At 46.5% G+C, this 19,040-nt stretch carries 14 protein-coding genes; 3 read left to right on the top strand and 11 right to left on the bottom strand.

Annotation, left to right across the window (positions count from 1 at the left end):
• Window positions 1-2: 2 nt before the first annotated feature.
• The 9 genes from pheT to H6995_04015 all read right to left on the bottom strand — a co-directional run bounded on the left by pheT (window position 3) and on the right by H6995_04015 (window position 10,746).
• The gene (gene pheT / locus H6995_04055; protein MCP5214166.1) at window positions 3-2,381 is read right to left on the bottom strand and encodes a phenylalanine--tRNA ligase subunit beta; all 2,379 of its coding nucleotides are present in this window, start codon (window positions 2,379-2,381) and stop codon (window positions 3-5) included.
• Window positions 2,382-2,476: 95 nt separating this feature from the next.
• Complete coding sequence (gene pheS, locus H6995_04050) at window positions 2,477-3,493, bottom strand: phenylalanine--tRNA ligase subunit alpha (GenBank protein MCP5214165.1); 1,017 nt, start codon at window positions 3,491-3,493, stop codon at window positions 2,477-2,479.
• Between the two features lie 140 nt (window positions 3,494-3,633).
• The gene (gene rplT, locus H6995_04045) at window positions 3,634-3,993 is read right to left on the bottom strand and encodes a 50S ribosomal protein L20 (GenBank protein MCP5214164.1); all 360 of its coding nucleotides are present in this window, start codon (window positions 3,991-3,993) and stop codon (window positions 3,634-3,636) included.
• A gap of 31 nt (window positions 3,994-4,024) precedes the next feature.
• Entirely contained in the window at window positions 4,025-4,219 is a 195-nt protein-coding gene (rpmI, locus tag H6995_04040; protein MCP5214163.1) for a 50S ribosomal protein L35, read from the bottom strand.
• A 47-nt stretch (window positions 4,220-4,266) separates the two neighbouring features.
• Complete coding sequence (gene infC / locus H6995_04035; protein ID MCP5214162.1) at window positions 4,267-4,794, bottom strand: translation initiation factor IF-3; 528 nt, start codon at window positions 4,792-4,794, stop codon at window positions 4,267-4,269.
• 39 nt (window positions 4,795-4,833) lie between these two features.
• Window positions 4,834-6,753: a threonine--tRNA ligase gene (gene thrS / locus H6995_04030; protein MCP5214161.1), complete on the bottom strand. Its 1,920-nt coding sequence runs from the start codon at window positions 6,751-6,753 to the stop codon at window positions 4,834-4,836.
• Between the two features lie 101 nt (window positions 6,754-6,854).
• Complete coding sequence (locus tag H6995_04025; GenBank protein MCP5214160.1) at window positions 6,855-7,949, bottom strand: malate dehydrogenase; 1,095 nt, start codon at window positions 7,947-7,949, stop codon at window positions 6,855-6,857.
• Between the two features lie 359 nt (window positions 7,950-8,308).
• Window positions 8,309-9,094, bottom strand: a complete 786-nt coding sequence (locus H6995_04020; GenBank protein MCP5214159.1) for an alpha/beta hydrolase — start codon at window positions 9,092-9,094, stop codon at window positions 8,309-8,311.
• A 65-nt stretch (window positions 9,095-9,159) separates the two neighbouring features.
• Window positions 9,160-10,746, bottom strand: a complete 1,587-nt coding sequence (locus H6995_04015) for an AMP-binding protein (GenBank protein ID MCP5214158.1) — start codon at window positions 10,744-10,746, stop codon at window positions 9,160-9,162.
• 365 nt (window positions 10,747-11,111) lie between these two features.
• On the opposite strand from H6995_04015, the gene H6995_04010 reads away from it, so the two are divergent.
• The 3 genes from H6995_04010 (at window position 11,112) to H6995_04000 (ending at window position 16,212) form a co-directional block, all read left to right on the top strand.
• Window positions 11,112-12,029 (top strand): helix-turn-helix transcriptional regulator, encoded by a 918-nt coding sequence (locus tag H6995_04010; GenBank protein ID MCP5214157.1) that lies wholly within the window; start codon window positions 11,112-11,114, stop codon window positions 12,027-12,029.
• Between the two features lie 331 nt (window positions 12,030-12,360).
• Window positions 12,361-14,712, top strand: a complete 2,352-nt coding sequence (locus H6995_04005) for a TonB-dependent receptor (GenBank protein ID MCP5214156.1) — start codon at window positions 12,361-12,363, stop codon at window positions 14,710-14,712.
• A 351-nt stretch (window positions 14,713-15,063) separates the two neighbouring features.
• Window positions 15,064-16,212: an MFS transporter gene (locus H6995_04000; protein MCP5214155.1), complete on the top strand. Its 1,149-nt coding sequence runs from the start codon at window positions 15,064-15,066 to the stop codon at window positions 16,210-16,212.
• A gap of 2 nt (window positions 16,213-16,214) precedes the next feature.
• On the opposite strand, the gene boxA is transcribed toward H6995_04000, so the two are convergent.
• The gene (gene boxA, locus H6995_03995; GenBank protein MCP5214154.1) at window positions 16,215-17,429 is read right to left on the bottom strand and encodes a benzoyl-CoA 2,3-epoxidase subunit BoxA; all 1,215 of its coding nucleotides are present in this window, start codon (window positions 17,427-17,429) and stop codon (window positions 16,215-16,217) included.
• 138 nt (window positions 17,430-17,567) lie between these two features.
• Window positions 17,568-19,031, bottom strand: coding sequence for a benzoyl-CoA 2,3-epoxidase subunit BoxB (gene boxB, locus H6995_03990; protein ID MCP5214153.1), 1,464 nt, complete (start codon window positions 19,029-19,031; stop codon window positions 17,568-17,570).
• Window positions 19,032-19,040 lie beyond the last annotated feature (9 nt).

Here is a 19,040-nt window from a genome sequence, read left to right as displayed (position 1 = left end):
GACTAGCCCCTCAATTCTGCATTAAATTGTTTTTCTAAGTTGTTGATAATGCTATCAACGAGCTGAGAAATTTCATCATCCGTAAGAGTGCGTGATCTGTGCTGCCACGTCAAGCCTAAAGTAAGGCTTTTTCGATCTGGATCAATCCCTTTGCCCTGATAAAGGTCGAATAAGGTCAGATTCACTAATGACTCTCCTGCATCCTGTCGCACTTGTTTATCAATCGCCAACAGTTGTATTGATTTATCAACAATTATAGACAAGTCTCGACGAACTTCAGGAAATTTGGACAGCGGCTCAAAATAAGCGATGACACCCAACTCAATTTTTGTTAGTTCTATTTCAAACAGATAGACTGGCCCTTTTATACTCAGAGCTTGTTCTATAGACGGATGCAACGCCCCTATCCTGCCAACCGCTTCGCCTTCGCGCATAATTACAGCATTTTGACCGGGATGCAACGCATGATCTGTGGAAGGTATAAATTCATAGGAATCGATATTCCCTCCTAAACTTAAAACCGCCTCCACATCACCCTTAGCGTCATAAAAATCGCTAGCTGCTTTTGCATTCGCCCAACTTTCCGGCGCTTGACCACCAACAATTACTCCGCCCAATTTTGCAACTTGCTCGATACCCTTTTCTGATTTTCTGAACACCAAGCCCGACTCGAACAGGCGAACACGCTCCTGTTGCCGGTTTTGGTTATATTGCAGTGCTTGAATCAGGCCCGGCCAAAGCGATGTTCGCATCACCGACATATCAGCAGAAATAGGGTTAGCCAGTGTTATTCCTTGATCGCTATGATCAAACTGAGCCTGTAATTTAGGATCGACGAAACTATAGGTGATGGCTTCAAAATAACCTCGCGCTAACAGCAGGCGACGCATTTGGCTTAAGCTAGTCACAGCTTCGCTTTTGGGACGAGACTTTAAGGAAACCTGTGGCAATTTGACCGGAATAAGGTTGTATCCATAGACACGTGCAATTTCCTCTATTAAATCGGCTTCTATAGACAAATCAAAGCGGTAAGAAGGAACAAGCACACGCCAGCCTTCACCATTTTTTGTCTGAATCACCATTCCTAATCGCGTCAAGATACCTTCTATTTCATGATCTGGAAGCGCCAAATCTAATAGGCTGGTGATGCGCTGTTTTCTTAATTCGATAACTGCCGGAACCGGAAGATGCGCGTCGGATGAGACTTCAGAGACCGGCCCCGGTTCACCACCCACTATATCCATTAGTAACTGGGTGGCCCGCTCAATGGCTCTTGATTGGACTTGAAAATCCACTCCACGCTCAAAACGATGCGAAGAGTCAGTATGCAACCCATAACTACGGGCTTTCCCTGCGATTGTTAGAGGTGCGAAAAAGGCGCTTTCAAGAAATATATTCTGCGTCTTTTCTGATATACCACTATTAATACCGCCCATAATACCTGCCATCGCCAACGGCCCCGACTCATCGGCAATTAATAAGGTTTCAGCGTTCAACGCCACTTCCTGACCATCAAGCAGGGTGAGTTTTTCACCAGGCTCAGCCATTCTCACTCGAATGCCTTTTTGCAACCGCTCAAGGTCAAAAGCGTGCATGGGCTGGCCCAGTTCCAACATGACATAGTTAGTCACATCCACCACCGGATCGATGCTGCGTAATCCGCTACGACGCAAGCGCTCCTGCATCCAAAGAGGCGCACTGGCATTGACGTTGATATTACGAATCACTCGACCGACATAACGTGGGCAACCCTCCGGCGCATCAACCACCACGGGAAAGCAGTCATCAATACTTGGCGCAACCGCTGGAATATCCACTGCCGCAACCGGCAGTTTATTCAGCACTCCTAGCTCTCGCGCTAACCCTGCGATAGACAAACAGTCGCCCCGGTTTGGCGTCAGATCAATATCGATACAGTTATCATTTAAGTCTAAATAACTTCGAATATCCTGACCAACTGGCGCATCATCCGCCAGCACGATGATGCCTTCATGATTGTCGCTCAACTCCAGTTCTTTTTCGGAACAGAGCATGCCATGTGATTCCACACCGCGTAATTTTGCTTTTTTAATCTTAAAGTTACCGGGCAATATGGCGCCAACTTCCGCCAAAACAACTTTGGTGCCAGCACGTACATTGGGCGCACCACAAACTACCTGATACTCCTGCCGGCCGGTAGAGACTTTACAAAGGCTTAATTTATCTGCATCTGGATGCGCATCTTTTGTGACAACTTCGGCAACGACAACACCTTCAAACTTACCAGCAACCGACTCGATACCATCCACCTCAAGACCAGCCATCGTCAATTGTGCGACCAATTGCTGGCTATCGATGTCGGGATTAACCCATTCCCTTATCCACTTTTCACTGAATTTCATTTCTTAACCTAATGATATTGATTAACACAAGACGGACTTGTATAAACAATTTTCTAATACTGATCCTGTGTCAGCAGGTCTTATTTACATCGTTCTCAATTGAACTGCGACAAAAAGCGCAAATCATTTTCAAAAAACAAGCGTAAATCATTAACGCCATAACGTAGCATCGCTAACCTTTCCGCTCCCATACCAAAAGCAAAACCTGTGTACTTTTCAGCATCAATTCCCGCCGAGGTAAAGACATTGGGGTGCACCATGCCGCACCCCATAATTTCAATCCATCCGGTGTGGCTGCAAACACGGCATCCTTCGCCGCCGCAAATCACACATTCAATATCGACTTCTGCGGAAGGCTCTGTGAACGGAAAGTAAGAAGGCCGGAATCGCACCGCCAGTTCTTTTTCAAAAAATACCTTTAAAAACTCGGCAACCGTTCCTTTAAGGTCAGCAAAGCTAACACCTTCGTCGACTAGCAAACCTTCGACCTGATGAAACATGGGGGTGTGCGTTAGGTCCGAATCACAGCGATATACCCGACCAGGACAAATAATACCGAAAGGCGGCTCGCCGCTTTCCATCACCCGAATTTGCACGGGCGAGGTGTGAGTCCGCAACAGTGTGTGCGCGTCAAAGTAAAAGGTATCGTGCATCGCTCTGGCGGGATGGTGCGCGGGAATATTTAAGGCTTCAAAATTATGGTAATCATCTTCAATCTCCGGGCCCTGAGCGACTTCATAACCCAAGTGAGAGAAGAAGGCCTCAATACGGTCAAGCGTCTTCGTGACGGGGTGTAAATTCCCAGATTGTTGACCACGACCAGGCAAGGTCACATCAATGGTTTCTGCAGCGAGGCGCTGATTTAATAGCTGATCATTAAGACCATTTTTGCGCAAGTTGATAACTTCTTGAAGCTGTTGTTTTGCTTCATTGATCTTTGCACCTGCCTGAGGTCGTGCCTCGACAGACAGGTGACCTAAGCTCTTCAACAACTGGGTTAGCTCGCCCTTTTTTCCCAGGTACTGCACACGCACCTGATCCAATGCCTGAGCATCGGCTGCGGCATCAATTGCCGATTTGGCTTGTGCAACCAGGGATTCCAGGTTTTCCATTCATTTTCTCCGAAAAAATAGGGGGAAGAGCGACTGCCCTTCCCCCTATTCAACACAGTAGATTAGTTTCAGTAGGCTCTACCAAAATCGAACCTTATTAACACCTAAACCAATGCGAATAAAGTCGCACCTACACTCAACTAGGCGGCCAGAGCTGTTTTCGCTTTCTCAGCAATGGCGCTAAAAGCTTCTTTTTCGTAGACGGCTAAATCTGCCAGCACGCGCCGATCAATCTCGATCGATGCTTTCTTTAGACCGGCAATTAAGCGGCTATAAGACAAGCCGTTATCTCTGGCGGCAGCATTGATACGGGTAATCCAAAGCGCGCGAAACTGTCGTTTACGCTGACGACGATCGCGATAGGCATACTGACCCGCTTTAATAACGGCCTGCTTGGCGACTCGGTAAATACGACTACGCGCGCCATAATAACCTTTAGCCTGTTTTAATATCTTCTTGTGACGCTTGTGTGCCGTCACACCTCTTTTAACACGTGGCATTGATTAGTCCTCTAATTGTGTTAGCAAAAAATTAAGTATTGGGCAGCATACGCTTAATTAAGCCAACATCTGCACCATGAACTTGCAGCATTGGACGTAATTGACGCTTACGCTTAGTACTTTTTTTCGTCAGAATGTGACTTCTGAAGGACTGTTTGTGCTTAAAGCCATTCGCCGTTTTCTTAAAGCGCTTGGCGGCACCTCTGTTTGTTTTAATCTTAGACATCTTATTTAACTCGCATTTTCACTTTAGGTTAAAATATGAAACGCTAACTAGCGCCTCTTCTTAGTTGGGGTGAGCACCATTGTTATCTGACGACCTTCCGGTTTGGGCTGCAATTCGACTGTGCCGTATTCTTGCAAGTCTTCCGCCACCCTCTTCATAAGGTTCATACCGATATCCTGATGGGCCATTTCCCGGCCACGGAACCGGCAGGTTACCTTGGCCTTGTCCCCGTTTTCTAGGAAACGTATCAGGTTGCGTAGTTTTACCTGATAATCTCCCTCTTCCGTCCCTGGTCGAAACTTGATTTCTTTTACCTGCGTCTGCCGTTGTTTTTTCCGGTTAGCCGCCTGCTGCTTCTTTTCATCGAATAGCTTTTTACCATAATCCATTACTTTACAAACCGGAGGCTCCGCATCCGCCGCTATTTCAACCAAATCTAAACTTGCCGCTTTTGCCGCTGCGATTGCTTCTGCCAGAGGTACGATACCACCTTGTTCTCCGTCCGCAAGAACCAACCTCACGGTTGAAGCTTCGATCTCTTCGTTAATCGCGGCTTTATTTTTTCGGCTTTTCATATTGATGAAGCAGTACTCCTATAAAATTAACTAACAGGCCTAAGCGATCCGGCCACGACGCTCAACTTCCGTCGCCAACCGCTCGCAAAAGGCGTCTATATCCATTATTCCCAGGTCTTCACCTGAGCGGGATCGCACCGCAAGAGTTCCAGATTCCAGCTCTTGATTCCCCGCCACCAACAAATAGGGGATGCGCTGAATCGTGTGCTCGCGAATTTTAAAGCCGATCTTCTCGTTTCTCAAGTCCGAAATGACTCTAAATCCTTTATTTCTTAAGGTTTTTTCAATATTTTGGCAATATTCGCTCTGATTGTCGGTAATATTCATCACCACAGCCTGCTGCGGAGCTAACCAAACCGGCATTGAACCCGCATAGTTTTCAATTAAAATGCCAATAAAGCGCTCAAAGGATCCAAGTATTGCTCGGTGTAACATCACTGGGATCTGTCGACTGCCATCTTCGGCAACATATTGCGCATCCAATCGGCCTGGCATCGAAAAATCCACCTGAATCGTACCGCACTGCCAAACCCGCCCCAGGCAATCTTTCAGCGAAAACTCAATCTTAGGTCCATAAAATGCACCTTCGCCCGGCTGCAAATCCCATTCCATACCTTTATTATTGAGCGCCAACTCTAGTGCGTGCTCGGCCTTATCCCAAACCTCATCCGCACCGACCCTTTTTTCAGGGCGAGTAGAAAGCTTAATCAGCACCTCGTCAAAACCGAAGTCGCGATAAACGCTGTAAAGCAAGTCAATAAAGGTAGCCACTTCCTCCTGAATCTGATCTTCGGTGCAAAATATGTGCGCATCATCCTGCGTGAAGCCGCGCACTCGCATTAAGCCTTGTAAGGTTCCTGACGGCTCATTTCTATGACAAGAACCAAACTCCGCCAGACGCAAGGGCAAGTCCCGGTAGCTGCGTAACCCTTGATTGAATACCTGCACATGACAAGGGCAGTTCATTGGCTTCACGGCATAATGACGGTTTTCAGACTGAGAAGAGAACATCTCATCACCAAACTTATCGGCATGCCCGGACTTTTCCCACAGCGAGTAATCTACCAGTTGCGGCGTTCTAATTTCCTGATAGCCGTTATCTTGCTGGACCTTACGCATGTATTGCTCAACCGCCTGATAAATGGCCCAACCTTTGGGATGCCAGAAGGCCATTCCCGGTGCTTCTTCTTGAAGATGGAATAAATCCATCTTCTTCGCCAGTTTGCGATGATCACGTTTCTCCGCTTCCGCTAAAAAGTTCAGATAGTCCTTAAGCTGCTTCTTATCCGGCCACGCGGTGCCATATATGCGCTGTAGCATCTGGTTCGACGAGTCTCCACGCCAATAAGCACCAGAAACTCGCATCAGCTTAAAGTGCTCACAAAAACGCATATTCGGCACATGGGGGCCACGGCACATGTCAATGTATTCTTCGTGGTGGTAAAGCCCGGGAGAATCATCTTTGCTGATATCCCGCTCCAGAATTTCCAGCTTGTAAGGCTCGTCCCTCTCTGCAAAGGTATCGTAGGCTTCTTGCCAGCTGACCTTCTTTTTAATCACATCGTAATGGGTTTGCGCCAGCTTTTTCATGCGCTCTTCTAATAGAACGATATCCTCATCAGTAACCCGCCGCTCGAGATCAATATCGTAATAAAAGCCATTATCGATGACCGGGCCAATCGCCATTTTTGTGTCCGGCCACAACTGTTTAATCGCGTGACCTAGCAAATGCGCACAGGAGTGCCGGATAATCTCAAGCCCCGCTTGATCTTTTGACGTATAAATAGTCAAACTCGCATCTTCATGAATCAAATCATGGGCATCCACTGGCACGCCATTCACAGCCCCACCTAAAGTTGCCTTAGCCAGCCCAGGACCAATATTTGACGCCACCTCATAAACGGAAACAGGCTGCTCAAAAACTCGCTGAGAACCATCGGGAAGTGTAATAACAGGCATGATATTTCCTTACTTCAGTGGTGACCCCTACCAAAGGCCACATGAAATAAGGCGCGTATCTACGCGCCTTATTAATCGATAAATTTATGGTCGAGGCTATTCTAGCAAATACGGTCTGTTTGTACGACCGGATTGTTAATACGCAGACACTCAGCATCTAAATCATTGGTTGCATTAGCTCGACCAAAGGGATCCGCCATGCGTGCAGCCGTTTCTGCGGGCAGTAAGTCATTGATAGCCGCGCGCTCTTCCAATAATTCTTTTTCAGTTGCTTTCATTTTGCCACGCGAGAATTCACTAACCTCTAATCCCTGCACGATTTCATAACGACCATAGTTACAACGCACAGGGAAGGAATAAATGATGCCAGTTTCGACACCATAGCTACCATCACTCGGAATTGCCATACTCACCCAGTCATCACCAGTTCCTAACGCCCAGCTACGCATATGATCAATCGCTGCCTGCGCCGCCGAAGCAGAACTAGAGGCGCCTCGCGCATTAATAATGGCAGCGCCACGCTGCTGAACCAATGCAATAAATTGTTCTTTGTACCAAGCTTCATCTACTGCTTCGAGAGCGGGCGTACCATGAATAGACGCATGATGCAGGTCAGGATACTGTGTTGCTGAATGGTTGCCCCAAATAATGACGCCTTTTACATCACTCGAGTTGGTCGCCAGCTTATTACCCAAAATACCTTTTGCGCGCTGATGATCTAAACGTGTCATTGCGGTAAATTGCGCTGGACTTAAATTAGGTGCATTGCGTGAAGCAATAAGAGCGTTGGTATTAGCCGGATTACCCACTACCAACACACGCACATCAGGATTGGCATTATCATTTAACGCTTTACCTTGAACTGAAAAGATTTTTGCATTTTCAGTCAGCAAATCTTTGCGTTCCATACCGGGTCCACGAGGCCGCGCGCCTACTAATAACGCATAATGTACACCAGCAAAACCTGCGTTTGGGTCGTCATAGACATTGACCTGCTGAACCAAAGGAAATGCGCAATCTTCCAACTCCATGGCGACACCGCGCAGCGCTTTCATTGCTTGGGGAATTTCCACCAAATGCAAAATAACGGGCTGGTCAGCGCCCAGCATTTCGCCAGATGCTATTTTAAAAATCAACGAATAGGCAATACCTCCGGCCGCACCGGTTACCGCAACTCTCACCGCTGGTTTCACAATTTATCTCCTTTATTTAGAGCGCTTCTTAAATAGCGATTAAGGTTGACCACCGTTGGCTCGCCTTAATAACATCAATAAGCTATAGGTTTATTAAAGCAGAAGGGGCAGTTTGGTGAGTAGTCTAAAAACGAGGCAAGTAGCCTTAAATCCCGCTTATGCCGTCGTCACCAAACGCCGCCTTCCAGCTAAAATTCAGGGCCGTGAATTATAATGTATTTGCAAAAGAAACGCACAATAATGAAGAAAAAACTCGGACATATAAATCAATAAGTTAGGCTGGTTTAGCAAGTTAATAGCGGATATAAGAACCATGAATACTTTACGCGCCTAATCAAATAAAAAAGGTAAACTGCTTATCTTTAGGTACCAATGAGCCTCGATATATAGCGCTGCATTACACGCAATGTCTCGGCTTCCTGTTCACGATGCGGTGAATGTCCGCAGTTTTTCAACAGACAAATTTCCACTTCCGAACCCGCTTGAGAATTAATCGCCGTGAGTTGGGCCTGTGTTCCATACTGATCATCCAGCCCTTGAATTGCTAACATCGGCACCGTAATTTTTGGCAAATATTCTTCAATGTTCCAATGCATGAAATCAGGATCCAACCATGCCCTATTCCAGCCCCAGAATGCGCAGTGGGTATTTTCGTGATGGTATTTTTGTAACTTTAAATCAAGTCCATTCTGCTCAAAAGCGCGCTTAGCCGCAGCAATTGATTGCACCGAAAGTGTTTCACAAAAAACATGCGCAGACTCCGTTATGATGCCTAGAAGTCCGTTCGGCTGAGCGCCTCCAGCATTGATAATAGCAATCGACCCACCATCGGAGTGGCCGATTAAAATGTGTTTTTGTACCCCCGCTGCTATTAATACGTTTGGCAGCACTCGTAAAGCTTCGTCGTGCATATAGCAAAGCGGGCGCGGAATGGCACAGGGGTCCGAGCCGCCATAACCCTGCCGACTATAGACCAGCGCGCTACAGCCCGTCAGCTCAGCCAGTTTGCGCGGAAAATCGTGCCACATCTCGACACAGCCCAAGCCCTCATGCAGAAAGATTAGTGTTGGCGCTTGATTTGCTTGCGGCCCATGCCAGACAACCTCAAGATCGATTCCTGCAACAGAAAGACAAGGCTTCGCCGTCATATTGATCCGTATCCTAAGAGAAAATATTGCTAAAACACGTGTTGTGACGATAACCGAGCCTAGTCTTACTCACCCGCTTGAGACTCTTTCGCTAGTTCACGAAGAACAAAGTGCTGCACCTTACCTGTTGGCGTTCGTGGCAGTGCATCAATAAACTCAATCGAACGTGGATATTTGTAAGGGGCGGCATTCTGCTTAGAAAAATTTTGGATATCTTTGACTAAGGCTTCACTAGCTTCAAAACCTTCTTTCAACACCACATAGGCTCTGACGATATTACCCCGATCAGGATCAGGCACCCCGACTACCCCGCATTCAGCGACTGCCGGATGCTGACTGACCACACCTTCCACCTCTGGCGAGACAATATTATAACCAGAGGAAACAATTATTCCGTCATTACGCGCTTGATACCAAATGTACCCCTGAGCGTCCATTTTTGCCGTATCGCCAGTAATATTCCAACCATCAACCACATATTGAGCCTGCCGATCATCGCTCAGATAGCGACAACCTGTTGGACCTCGCACCGCCAAATAACCAATTTCATCAACGGGGCTATCCTTCCCATTATCATCCAGGACACGAATCTCATAACCCGGCACCGCTTTACCCAAAGAACCGATAGGGTCATCGGGATGCTGAACCGCAAGGAACACATGTAGCAGCTCCGTGGCGCCAATACCATCAATAACGCGTACTCCCGTTTTATCTAACCAAGTTTGGCTAACAAATCCTGGCAAAGCTTCTCCTGCCGACGCACATTTTTTTAATGAGGACAAACGTGGGTCATCACAAATATCAAGCAATACCTTATAGACGGTCGGCGCAGTAAAAAAAACCGTCGCTTTATATCTATCTATCGCCTCAAGCAATGCGTTAACTCGCACATCCTCCAACAGTGCAACAGCGGCTCTAGCATGCAAAGGAAATAGCAATAAGCCGCCAAGTCCATAGACAAAAGCCAATGAAGGTGTGCCAACGAAGATATCCTCCGGCACTGGTTTTAACACCTGCTTGGAAAAGGTTTCACAGACCGCAAGAATGGCATGATGTGAATGCAATGCGCCCTTTGGCTTACCCGTCGTACCCGAGGTAAACGCGATCATAGCGATGTCAGAACCTTCTGTTTGAGCATTTTCAAAAGTGACCGGATGCTTCTGCATCAAAAACTCTAATCCATTACTAGCATCCGCATCGTTAAAATAGATGACCTCCTCTAGCTCTTCAGAGAGTTTTAGTGCTGCATGCATGTCATCCTTTAAACGGTGATCACAAAGCGCAAAACGCGACTTACTTTGCTCCGCAATAGTGGCAATTTCCTTACCTCGAAGCATTGCGATTGTCGTCACAACGACACCGCCAGCTTTCACCACCGCAAGCCAGCAGGCAGCTAACATAGGATTATTCATCGAGCGCAGTAAGACACGATTGCCCGGCGCTAAACCTAAATCGTTCACGAGCACATTCGCGATTTGGTTACTCCTTTCCAGCAATTGCTGATATGTCCAATTACCAAAATCAGAGTAAATTGCCACCTTTTCTGCGTACCCTTCCTCGATGCTTCGATCTAACAGTTGCACAGCACAATTATAAGGGCTTGGAAGTTTCAACTCATGGATAAAGTCGGGCCATTGATCCCTTGGTGGCATATGGTTCGCTACAAACTGATCATTTATTATCTCTCGGGTTCCCACAGCATATCCTCTCGTGTATTTGTGTCTAGTCTTTGGCTTGCTACGCCCATCCCCCGATAGGCCACCTTAAGACTAATTTTTATAAAACCTGCCCACCATTACATGAACATATCCAGCAAAATATTAGTGTATTATATTACACTATCGTTTTAAGATAAACATCGCTATTTTTGCATTATTATGCAGATTACATACTTATAATCACTATTTATTAGGTTGATTTGACTATCTCTAACACAAAGTACGTGTTTTTGTAGACAAGCATGTACTATAATACCGCCGACTCATACGCTTAAATTTAAATATAAGATGCTTTCCTCATGCCAGAAAATGCCCTGATGCCACAAAATAATCAGCCGACCGACGCGATATCCTACACGGAATACATGTCTCAGATTGCCGATCTCGTGCGTGAAATGAGGGCGCAACGTGGCATGACACGAAAAGACTTATCAAAGCAGTCAGATATATCAGAACGATATCTCGCTCAGGTAGAAACGGGCAAGGCCAATATCTCAATTGCCCTACTATGGCGATTAGCGGCATCAATGGGTGTCACCTTTAACAGCTTTTTGCCTAAAGAAAATAGTCCCGAAATAGAACTCACACCCTTAAAAAAATTCCTAGCAGGACTTTCTCTTGAGCAGGAAAAAAATGCTTACGAAATGCTCCTTAAGCACTTTGCTAATAACAAAGGTCCAGTGCATGGTGTTGCCCTTATTGGACTGCGTGGTGCGGGTAAATCAACTTTAGGTCGGTTACTTGCCAAGGAGGTTGGGATTCCTTTTGTTTCTCTAGCAGAGGTGATCGAAAAACTTGCTGGGGTAGAACTACAGGAAATCTTATCCATGTTCGGACAGCGCGCGTACTGTCGGCTGGAGCGTGAAGCATTGGATTATGTTTTGGACAATTACGACACCATGGTGCTGGAAGTCGGTGGAAGTCTTGTCTCAGAGAAGGATACCTTTGACCATCTCCTCAGTTCTTTTTATACCGTATGGGTACGCGCCAAGCTTGAGGATCACATCAGCCGAGTGTTAAAGCAGGGCGACAACAAACCGCTTAGAGACAGCACTCACGCTATGGAGGATTTAAAACTAATCCTAACTGAACGAGAACCCCACTATATGGCGGCCAATTGGGCCATCAATACTTCCGGACGTTCGATCGATGAATGCGTAAAGGAACTGACGGCAAAATGTAAATGCTACTGCTGCCAATGGCAATGGGGCCAATAATCCGCTGGCAACATTAAAACGACTACTTCCAACTTTTATTTAGCAGCAACCCAATATCCTACCACCACTCTTCGGGTTGCGCGAAACCACACCAAGTTAACTAAAATCAAAACTTCAGGAAAGCTTCCCTCCAGTAACAATGCATTAAAATGCATTGTTACTTGATCTATGACAGGATTTATAGTTCATTCCAATTGACTAGCCCACCTTCAAATGTATAATAATGCCATTCCTTACTAGGAATAAAAAGAATTTGATGACAAAAAGTGTATTATAATACATATAAATCAGTTTGACGCATTCTAAAACATAAAACTATAGGGGCAAACCAATGATAAAGCTAAATTTGCTATCATCTGCGTTTAAAAGGGTAGGAAAAACCGTCGTTTACACCAGCGCTGCTGCCGTCATTTCTCCGGGAATAATGGCTGCTGAAAATACATCCAAAGGATTTGGCATTGAGGAAGTCGTCGTTACGGCTCGGAAAAGGGAAGAAAACCTACAGGATACACCGCTGTCAGTTGCCGCTTTTACCGCCAATGAAATGAAGGTTCGCCAGATTCACTCCTCTGACCAACTTTCACAAATTACACCTAACCTATCATTCTCATCACAGGCGCCATCATCCGGCAGCAATGCTTCATCTCAAATATTTATTCGAGGCATAGGGCAAACTGAGTTTTTACCTTCGACTGATCCAGGTGTTGGTCTCTATATCGATGGTGTCTACATGGCACGCTCCGTAGGCGGCACTTTAGATTTTGCCGATTTGGAACGCATCGAAGTACTGCGTGGCCCACAGGGAACACTGTTTGGCCGCAATACGATCGGTGGCGCCATTGATATCCATACGCGCAAACCCAGTGAAGAGTTTGGTGGCGAAGTTGAAATTAAAGTAGGTAGCGATAATCAACTCGAGCTAATGGCAGATATCAATTTGCCTATCAGCGAAAACCTCCTCACTAAAATATCAGTGGGTAAACGCGACCGTGATGGTTATGTAAAGCGCCTGGTTGATGGTGATGATTTGGGTGATGACAATACGGTTGGCGCCAGAGCCGCAGTGCTTTGGACTCCTAGCGACGATGTTAGGTTATTCTGGACCGCAGACTATAATAAAGAAGACGAAAATGGCTCCCCTCAAGTATTTAACTCCATCGCCAGCGGTAATTTGTTTGCGCTTGTTTCAAGTCAGCGTGCAGGCTGCCCGGCTCCAGGCACAGAACTGGCTGACCCACGTTGTGCTAACAATCAATGGGATGCCGGCCCCTACGCTAACAACGGCACATTCCCAGTCGCTTCCGAATTAGAGGGCTGGGGTACGCAGCTAACCGTGGATTGGGATTTAGACTGGGTAAGTATTAAATCTATTACCGCTTATCGAGATATGGAATGGTATGCATCTCGTGATGCCGATAATACACCCTTCACCATTTTGCATACTCAAAATGATGATACCCAAGAACAATTTAGCCAAGAGTTACAGTTCTCTGGTACCGCAATGGAAGATCGTCTGCAATGGCTGGTTGGTCTCTATTACTTTGAAGAAGAGGCGACAGATGATTATTACGTCCCCATCACCTTCGGAGATTTTAAAACGGGCGGTGACGTCGATAACGATACGCAAGCGATATTCGCCCAAGCTACCTATAACTTTAGCAATGCACTAAGTCTGACTATCGGCTTACGCAGTTCTGAAGAAACAAAACGGTTTACGCCGGACCAAGGTGCTTTAACAACTTATGTGTTTCCAATAGCTGATAGCGAAAAATCTGGCGGCATGTATCTGCACCCTGTTACTGGTGAGCTGTTCCCCATAGTTGCTGCCGGAGCGGCAGCGGCAGTGCCGGCCGGCACTCCTTTCTTCCCCGCAGGAGAAGTGGAAAACGATATTACAGAAACGACACCGATGATCAATTTATCCTATCGCTGGAACGATCAAATAATGACTTACGTCAGCTATTCAGAGGGTTTTAAAAGCGGTGGTTTTAATGCACGAAACGTGAAGCCAGGCCCCGAGGTTCGAGAATTTGATCCAGAGTTCGCCGAAACGATAGAAGTTGGCTTTAAAACGGATCTGTTTGACGGCACACTACGCTTAAATGGTGCGATCTTCACAACCGACTATACAGATTTACAGTTCATTATCCGCGAAGACTTCTCCCCGATCACCTTTAACGCTGGCGCAGCCACGATCGATGGGTTTGAACTGGAGTGGACCTGGGTGCCAACCTCGCAACTTCATGTCGTTGGCGGTCTTGGCTATATTGATGGCGACTATGATGAACTCAGCCCTGAACTCATCGCCAATGGTGGTGTGTTTCTCAATAGTGCGATGCCGCACTCACCTGACTGGTCAGGAAATCTTGGCGTTGCCTACTCAATTGAACTTGGCGATATGGGATCACTAACGCCACGGGTTGACTGGTCATATCGCAGTAAAGTTTACTTTAACGCGGAAAATACCGAAGAAATCGCTCAGGGCAGTTATAGTGTGGTTAACGCTGCACTTACCTGGTATTCAGCTGATGAGGCCTGGCAGGTGATAGCAGCAGTGAATAACCTGACTGACGAAACCTATCGTGTGGCGGGAAACTCCTCACTAACGGCTAGCGCCGCATATGCTGAGTCAACCTATGCCAGAGAACGTGAGTACTCCCTAAGCGTTAAATTTAACTACTAGTACAGAAAGATAGTTACTGATAAGGCCAGCAGAGTATTCTGCTGGCCTTTTTTGTGGGCACTCATTCCTGACAAATATCATGCCTACTCAGATTGCTGGTTGATTTGTAAAAAAAATCCAGTACGATCAGGAACGCTTCCAGATTCGGCCAACGCTTAATTTCACCAATTTTATCGAGTGATCCATCTTTGCGGCATAAATCATTCGACAAACAACCTTTAACCTGAAGAGAAACCTTTGGATATAAAAAATATCTCCCACAAACTTCCGTTTCATTATGGTTGGATTATTGTGGCTGCGGGCACGCTGACTATTCTGGCCTGCTTGGGTTTCGGTAGATTTGCTTTGGGTATGCTGTTACCTGCGATGGGTTCAAGTCTTGGCCTGGATTATGCTGAAATGGGGCTGATTTCCACCCTTAATTTTGTCGGCTATCTCTCCGCCGTCTTAATCAGTGGCTTACTGGTTGGCTATCTTGGCGAAAAGCGTCTTATTGTATTAGGACTTCTGCTTGTAGGTATCTCAATGATAGGTGTTTCTCAAGCGCAGGGATTTTGGGGTGTATTGACGCTCTATCTGATTACTGGCTTTGGTGCGGGAGCCGCCAACGTGCCCATTATGATTTTGGTTTCACATTGGTTCTCTCAGACGTTAAGAGGCCGAGCAGCTGGCTTGATTACCAGCGGAAGTGGACTGGCTATCGTCATTAGCGGTTGGTTAATACCATTGGTCAACCATCGTCTGGGTGTCGATCAAGGCTGGCGCTCAAGCTGGCTAATTCTTGGCGCGATTTCAATTTTAATTATGCTAATTGCCATGTTTGTTATTAAAAACCGTCCCCAACAAATTGGGCTCTCGGCATTGGGCGCGCCCCGTTCAAAGGTGGCCGGAAAACGTTTCTCCGATAAACCCCGGGCCGCTACCACCAAAATTATATACCATCTAGGCAGTATTTATTTCTTGTTTGGTTTTACCTATGTAATTTATGCCACCTTCATCGTCACAATGTTAGTCGGAGAACGCGGATTCAGTGAATCTCTCGCTGGTGAGTTTTGGATGTGGGCAGGCGCATTCAGTATATTGTCTGGACCGTTATTTGGCTCAATTTCTGATCGCTTGGGACGAAAGTGGGGGTTAGTCATCGTATTTTTACTCCACACCATCGCTTATCTATTGGTTACTCTTAACCTACCCGAAGCTTTTACCTACCTCTCCGTATTTTTATGGGGTATCTGTGTTTGGGCTGTGCCAACTATCATGGCTGCCTCGATGGGTGACTATTTTGAGCTGAAACATGCCGCGGCAGCTTTTGGTACCATTACGCTCTTTTTTGGCGCTGGACAAATTACCGGACCAGGCTTAGCCGGAGTACTTGCAAACTGGATGAATAGCTTTTCTTGGAGTTTTGCAATGGCGGCCATCATGACGACCATTGCTTTAGTACTGAGCTGGAGGCTTAAAAGACCTGACGCAACCGAACATGCTATTAGCAACAAATAAAACTAATAGGTCTCAACATGATACCGGCCTGATTCTTTCATACTTTGTTTGAGTTCCGGCCATGAAATTCCGATATCGGAGCAAATATCAGCAAACGCTTCATCAACGCCTATTTCCATATCTTTCAAACCGCAGATAAAGACATAGGTTTCGCTCGACTTCAGTAACGGCGCGAGATCGGTGGTATTTTTTCTCATGCGATCCTGCACATATTCTTTGGGCTGATCCGGTAATCGCGAAAACACTAACTGTTTATCGATAAACTCATCTTTAAGTTTTATCAGTGGCCCAAAGTAAGGCAGTTCGCCTGGAGTGCGCGCACCAAAATAAAGCTTCAACTTACCAGTGGCTTTATACATGTGGCGACGCCGATACTCGGTCATAGCTCTGAAAGGCGCAGCACCTGTGCCGGTACAAACCATAATGATATTTGCCGAGGCATGATTGGGCATTAAGAAAGTTGCTCCAAAAGGCCCGGTAACTTTGACTTCGTCACCCTTCTTTAAATCACAAACGTAATTTGAAGCAACCCCATAATTGGTCTGCCCTCCTTCCTCGTATACCACGCGCTTCACCGTCAAGGAGGCGTTGTTGTGGCCAGGGCGCTCCCCGTCTCTTGGGCTGGCAATGGAATACAGCCGCATCAGGTGCGGTTTGCCTTTGTCATCGACGCCGGGCGGAATAATCCCAATGCTTTGCCCTTCGAGTAACGGGAACGTTTTGGTATCAAAATCCAATACCACATGATGTATATCGGATTCCACCTCATCATCGGTAATACGATAGTTGCCAGCCACTTTAGCGATCAGAGGACGTTCGCGGTTATAAATATTGATATAGGGGTGCGCAGCAGAAAACGGCGGAATGACCTTGCCACTTTCTCCGGTATGAGCAATCTCCAGTATGTCATTCGCTTCCTGTTCACTGGCTTCCTGGACGGTTTCAACCACCTCATCTTCCGCAATATCCAATTCTTCAGGCAGCTCTTCCCAAGAAAATTGTTCCTCTAAGGTATAGGCCTTGTGCACAACTCGCCAGTTATCGATAGCCCCGGTCGGACAGGGCGTAATGCAATCTAGACAGGCTTTACAAATATTGACGTCTACCACATAGTTTTCGCTATCGTGAGTAATGGCATCAATAGGGCAAGTTTCTTCGCAGGTATTGCAACGAATACAGATTTCCGGGTCTATTAGGTGCTGACGTATTGCGCTCATAACTTTATCTACGTTGAGTTTTTATATCTTTCTTTAGTTAATGCGGAGCTTTCCCCGGAGCAGGTTTTGCTGACAAACCCGCCAACCTACCCCAGGGAGTGTATAAAAATACGAGAGGAATTCAATAGCCCCGTCGATTTAATCGATTTTTACATACTCAAAATCACCTGCCTGATTATTGATTCCGATCCTTGGCTCAGCAATCCAATTGGCGTATTTACCAATTTCCGTGCAGGGTTTCATCAGTGACTGAATATAGTCGCCATCGGCATCGGAACACAACCATTCTTCTTTTTTGGCGTTCCACTCTTGTTCTGACACTATTTCGCCATCAACGGTCACGAAAACAGACTCAAACTCACCTATGCGACGATTAAATGCCTTATGTGGCTGGGTGATTTCAAAATCAATATTGGCTTTTTGAATGATTTTGTTCCAACGGTTAATGCCGCCCTGACAGTCAGCAATGTAATCATCCAACAAGCGGGCATTAATGGCACTCAAGGCAGGTACCTCTTCGTCAACAAATTTCCCATCGACCACCCGAGTAACCTGATAGGTATCATTAGTCAGTTGATGATCATCGTCTATCTTGGTTTCCGCGAAACGCCCTTTCAACCCCGCATTAAAAGAATTAGCCGCATTGGTAGAAATTTCCGCACCAAATAGATCCCGTGTTACCGACGTGTGGAAATTCACTTTCTTCTGTAAGGTAGGCAAGTCAATTACGCCTAGATTACGTACCGCCTGAATATCATACGGGTCGGTAATGCCCGCTTCGTTCATCAGATCACAGGTTCGCTGAATAACCCGGCCAACACCGGTTTCACCGACAAACATGTGGTGCGCTTCTTCAGTTAGCATAAAGCGACAGCTACGCGACAAAGGATCAAAACCGGATTGCGCGAGAGACTCCAGCTGCATTTTGCCATCACGATCCGTAAAGTAGGTAAACATAAAGAAGGACAACCAATCAGGAGTCTCCTCATTAAATGCACCTAGAATTCGCGGTCGGTCGGCATCTGCAGAACGACGTTCCAGTAAACCTTCCGCCTCTTCCCGGCCATCGCGGCCAAAATATTTAACCAGTAGATAAACCATTGCCCAAAGGTGACGGCCTTCTTCCACGTTTACCTGAAACAGATTTCGCATATCATATAAAGAAGGTGCCGTTTTGCTTAGGTAGCGCTGCTGCTCTACTGAAGCAGGTTCGGTATCTCCCTGCACCACAATCAGACGACGCAGTAACGAACGGTATTCACCTGGAACTTCCTGCCACACTGGCTCGCCCTTGTGCTTACCAAAGGGAATGGTGCGCCCTTCTTCCTTAGGTGCCAATAAAATACCCCAGCGGTATTCCGGCATTTTCACATGGCCAAACTTCGCCCACCCTTTTGGGTCAACGCCCACCGCAGTGCGCAAATAAACTTCAAAATTCTGGGTATGCTCAGGACCCGCCTCATTCCACCAATCGATATATTTTGGCTGCCAACTTTCCAATGCTTTTTTTAACCGTGCGTCACTGGCCAGATCAACGTTATTTGGAATCAGTTCGTCGTAGTTAACTTCAACAATTGCGTCGTTACTTGTTTGTTCAGTCATTGCAAAATC

Source organism: Pseudomonadales bacterium (assembly GCA_024234615.1).
Taxonomy (GTDB): Bacteria; Pseudomonadota; Gammaproteobacteria; order Pseudomonadales; family IMCC2047; genus JAJFKB01.
This window is presented reverse-complemented; position numbering and strand designations above follow the sequence as displayed.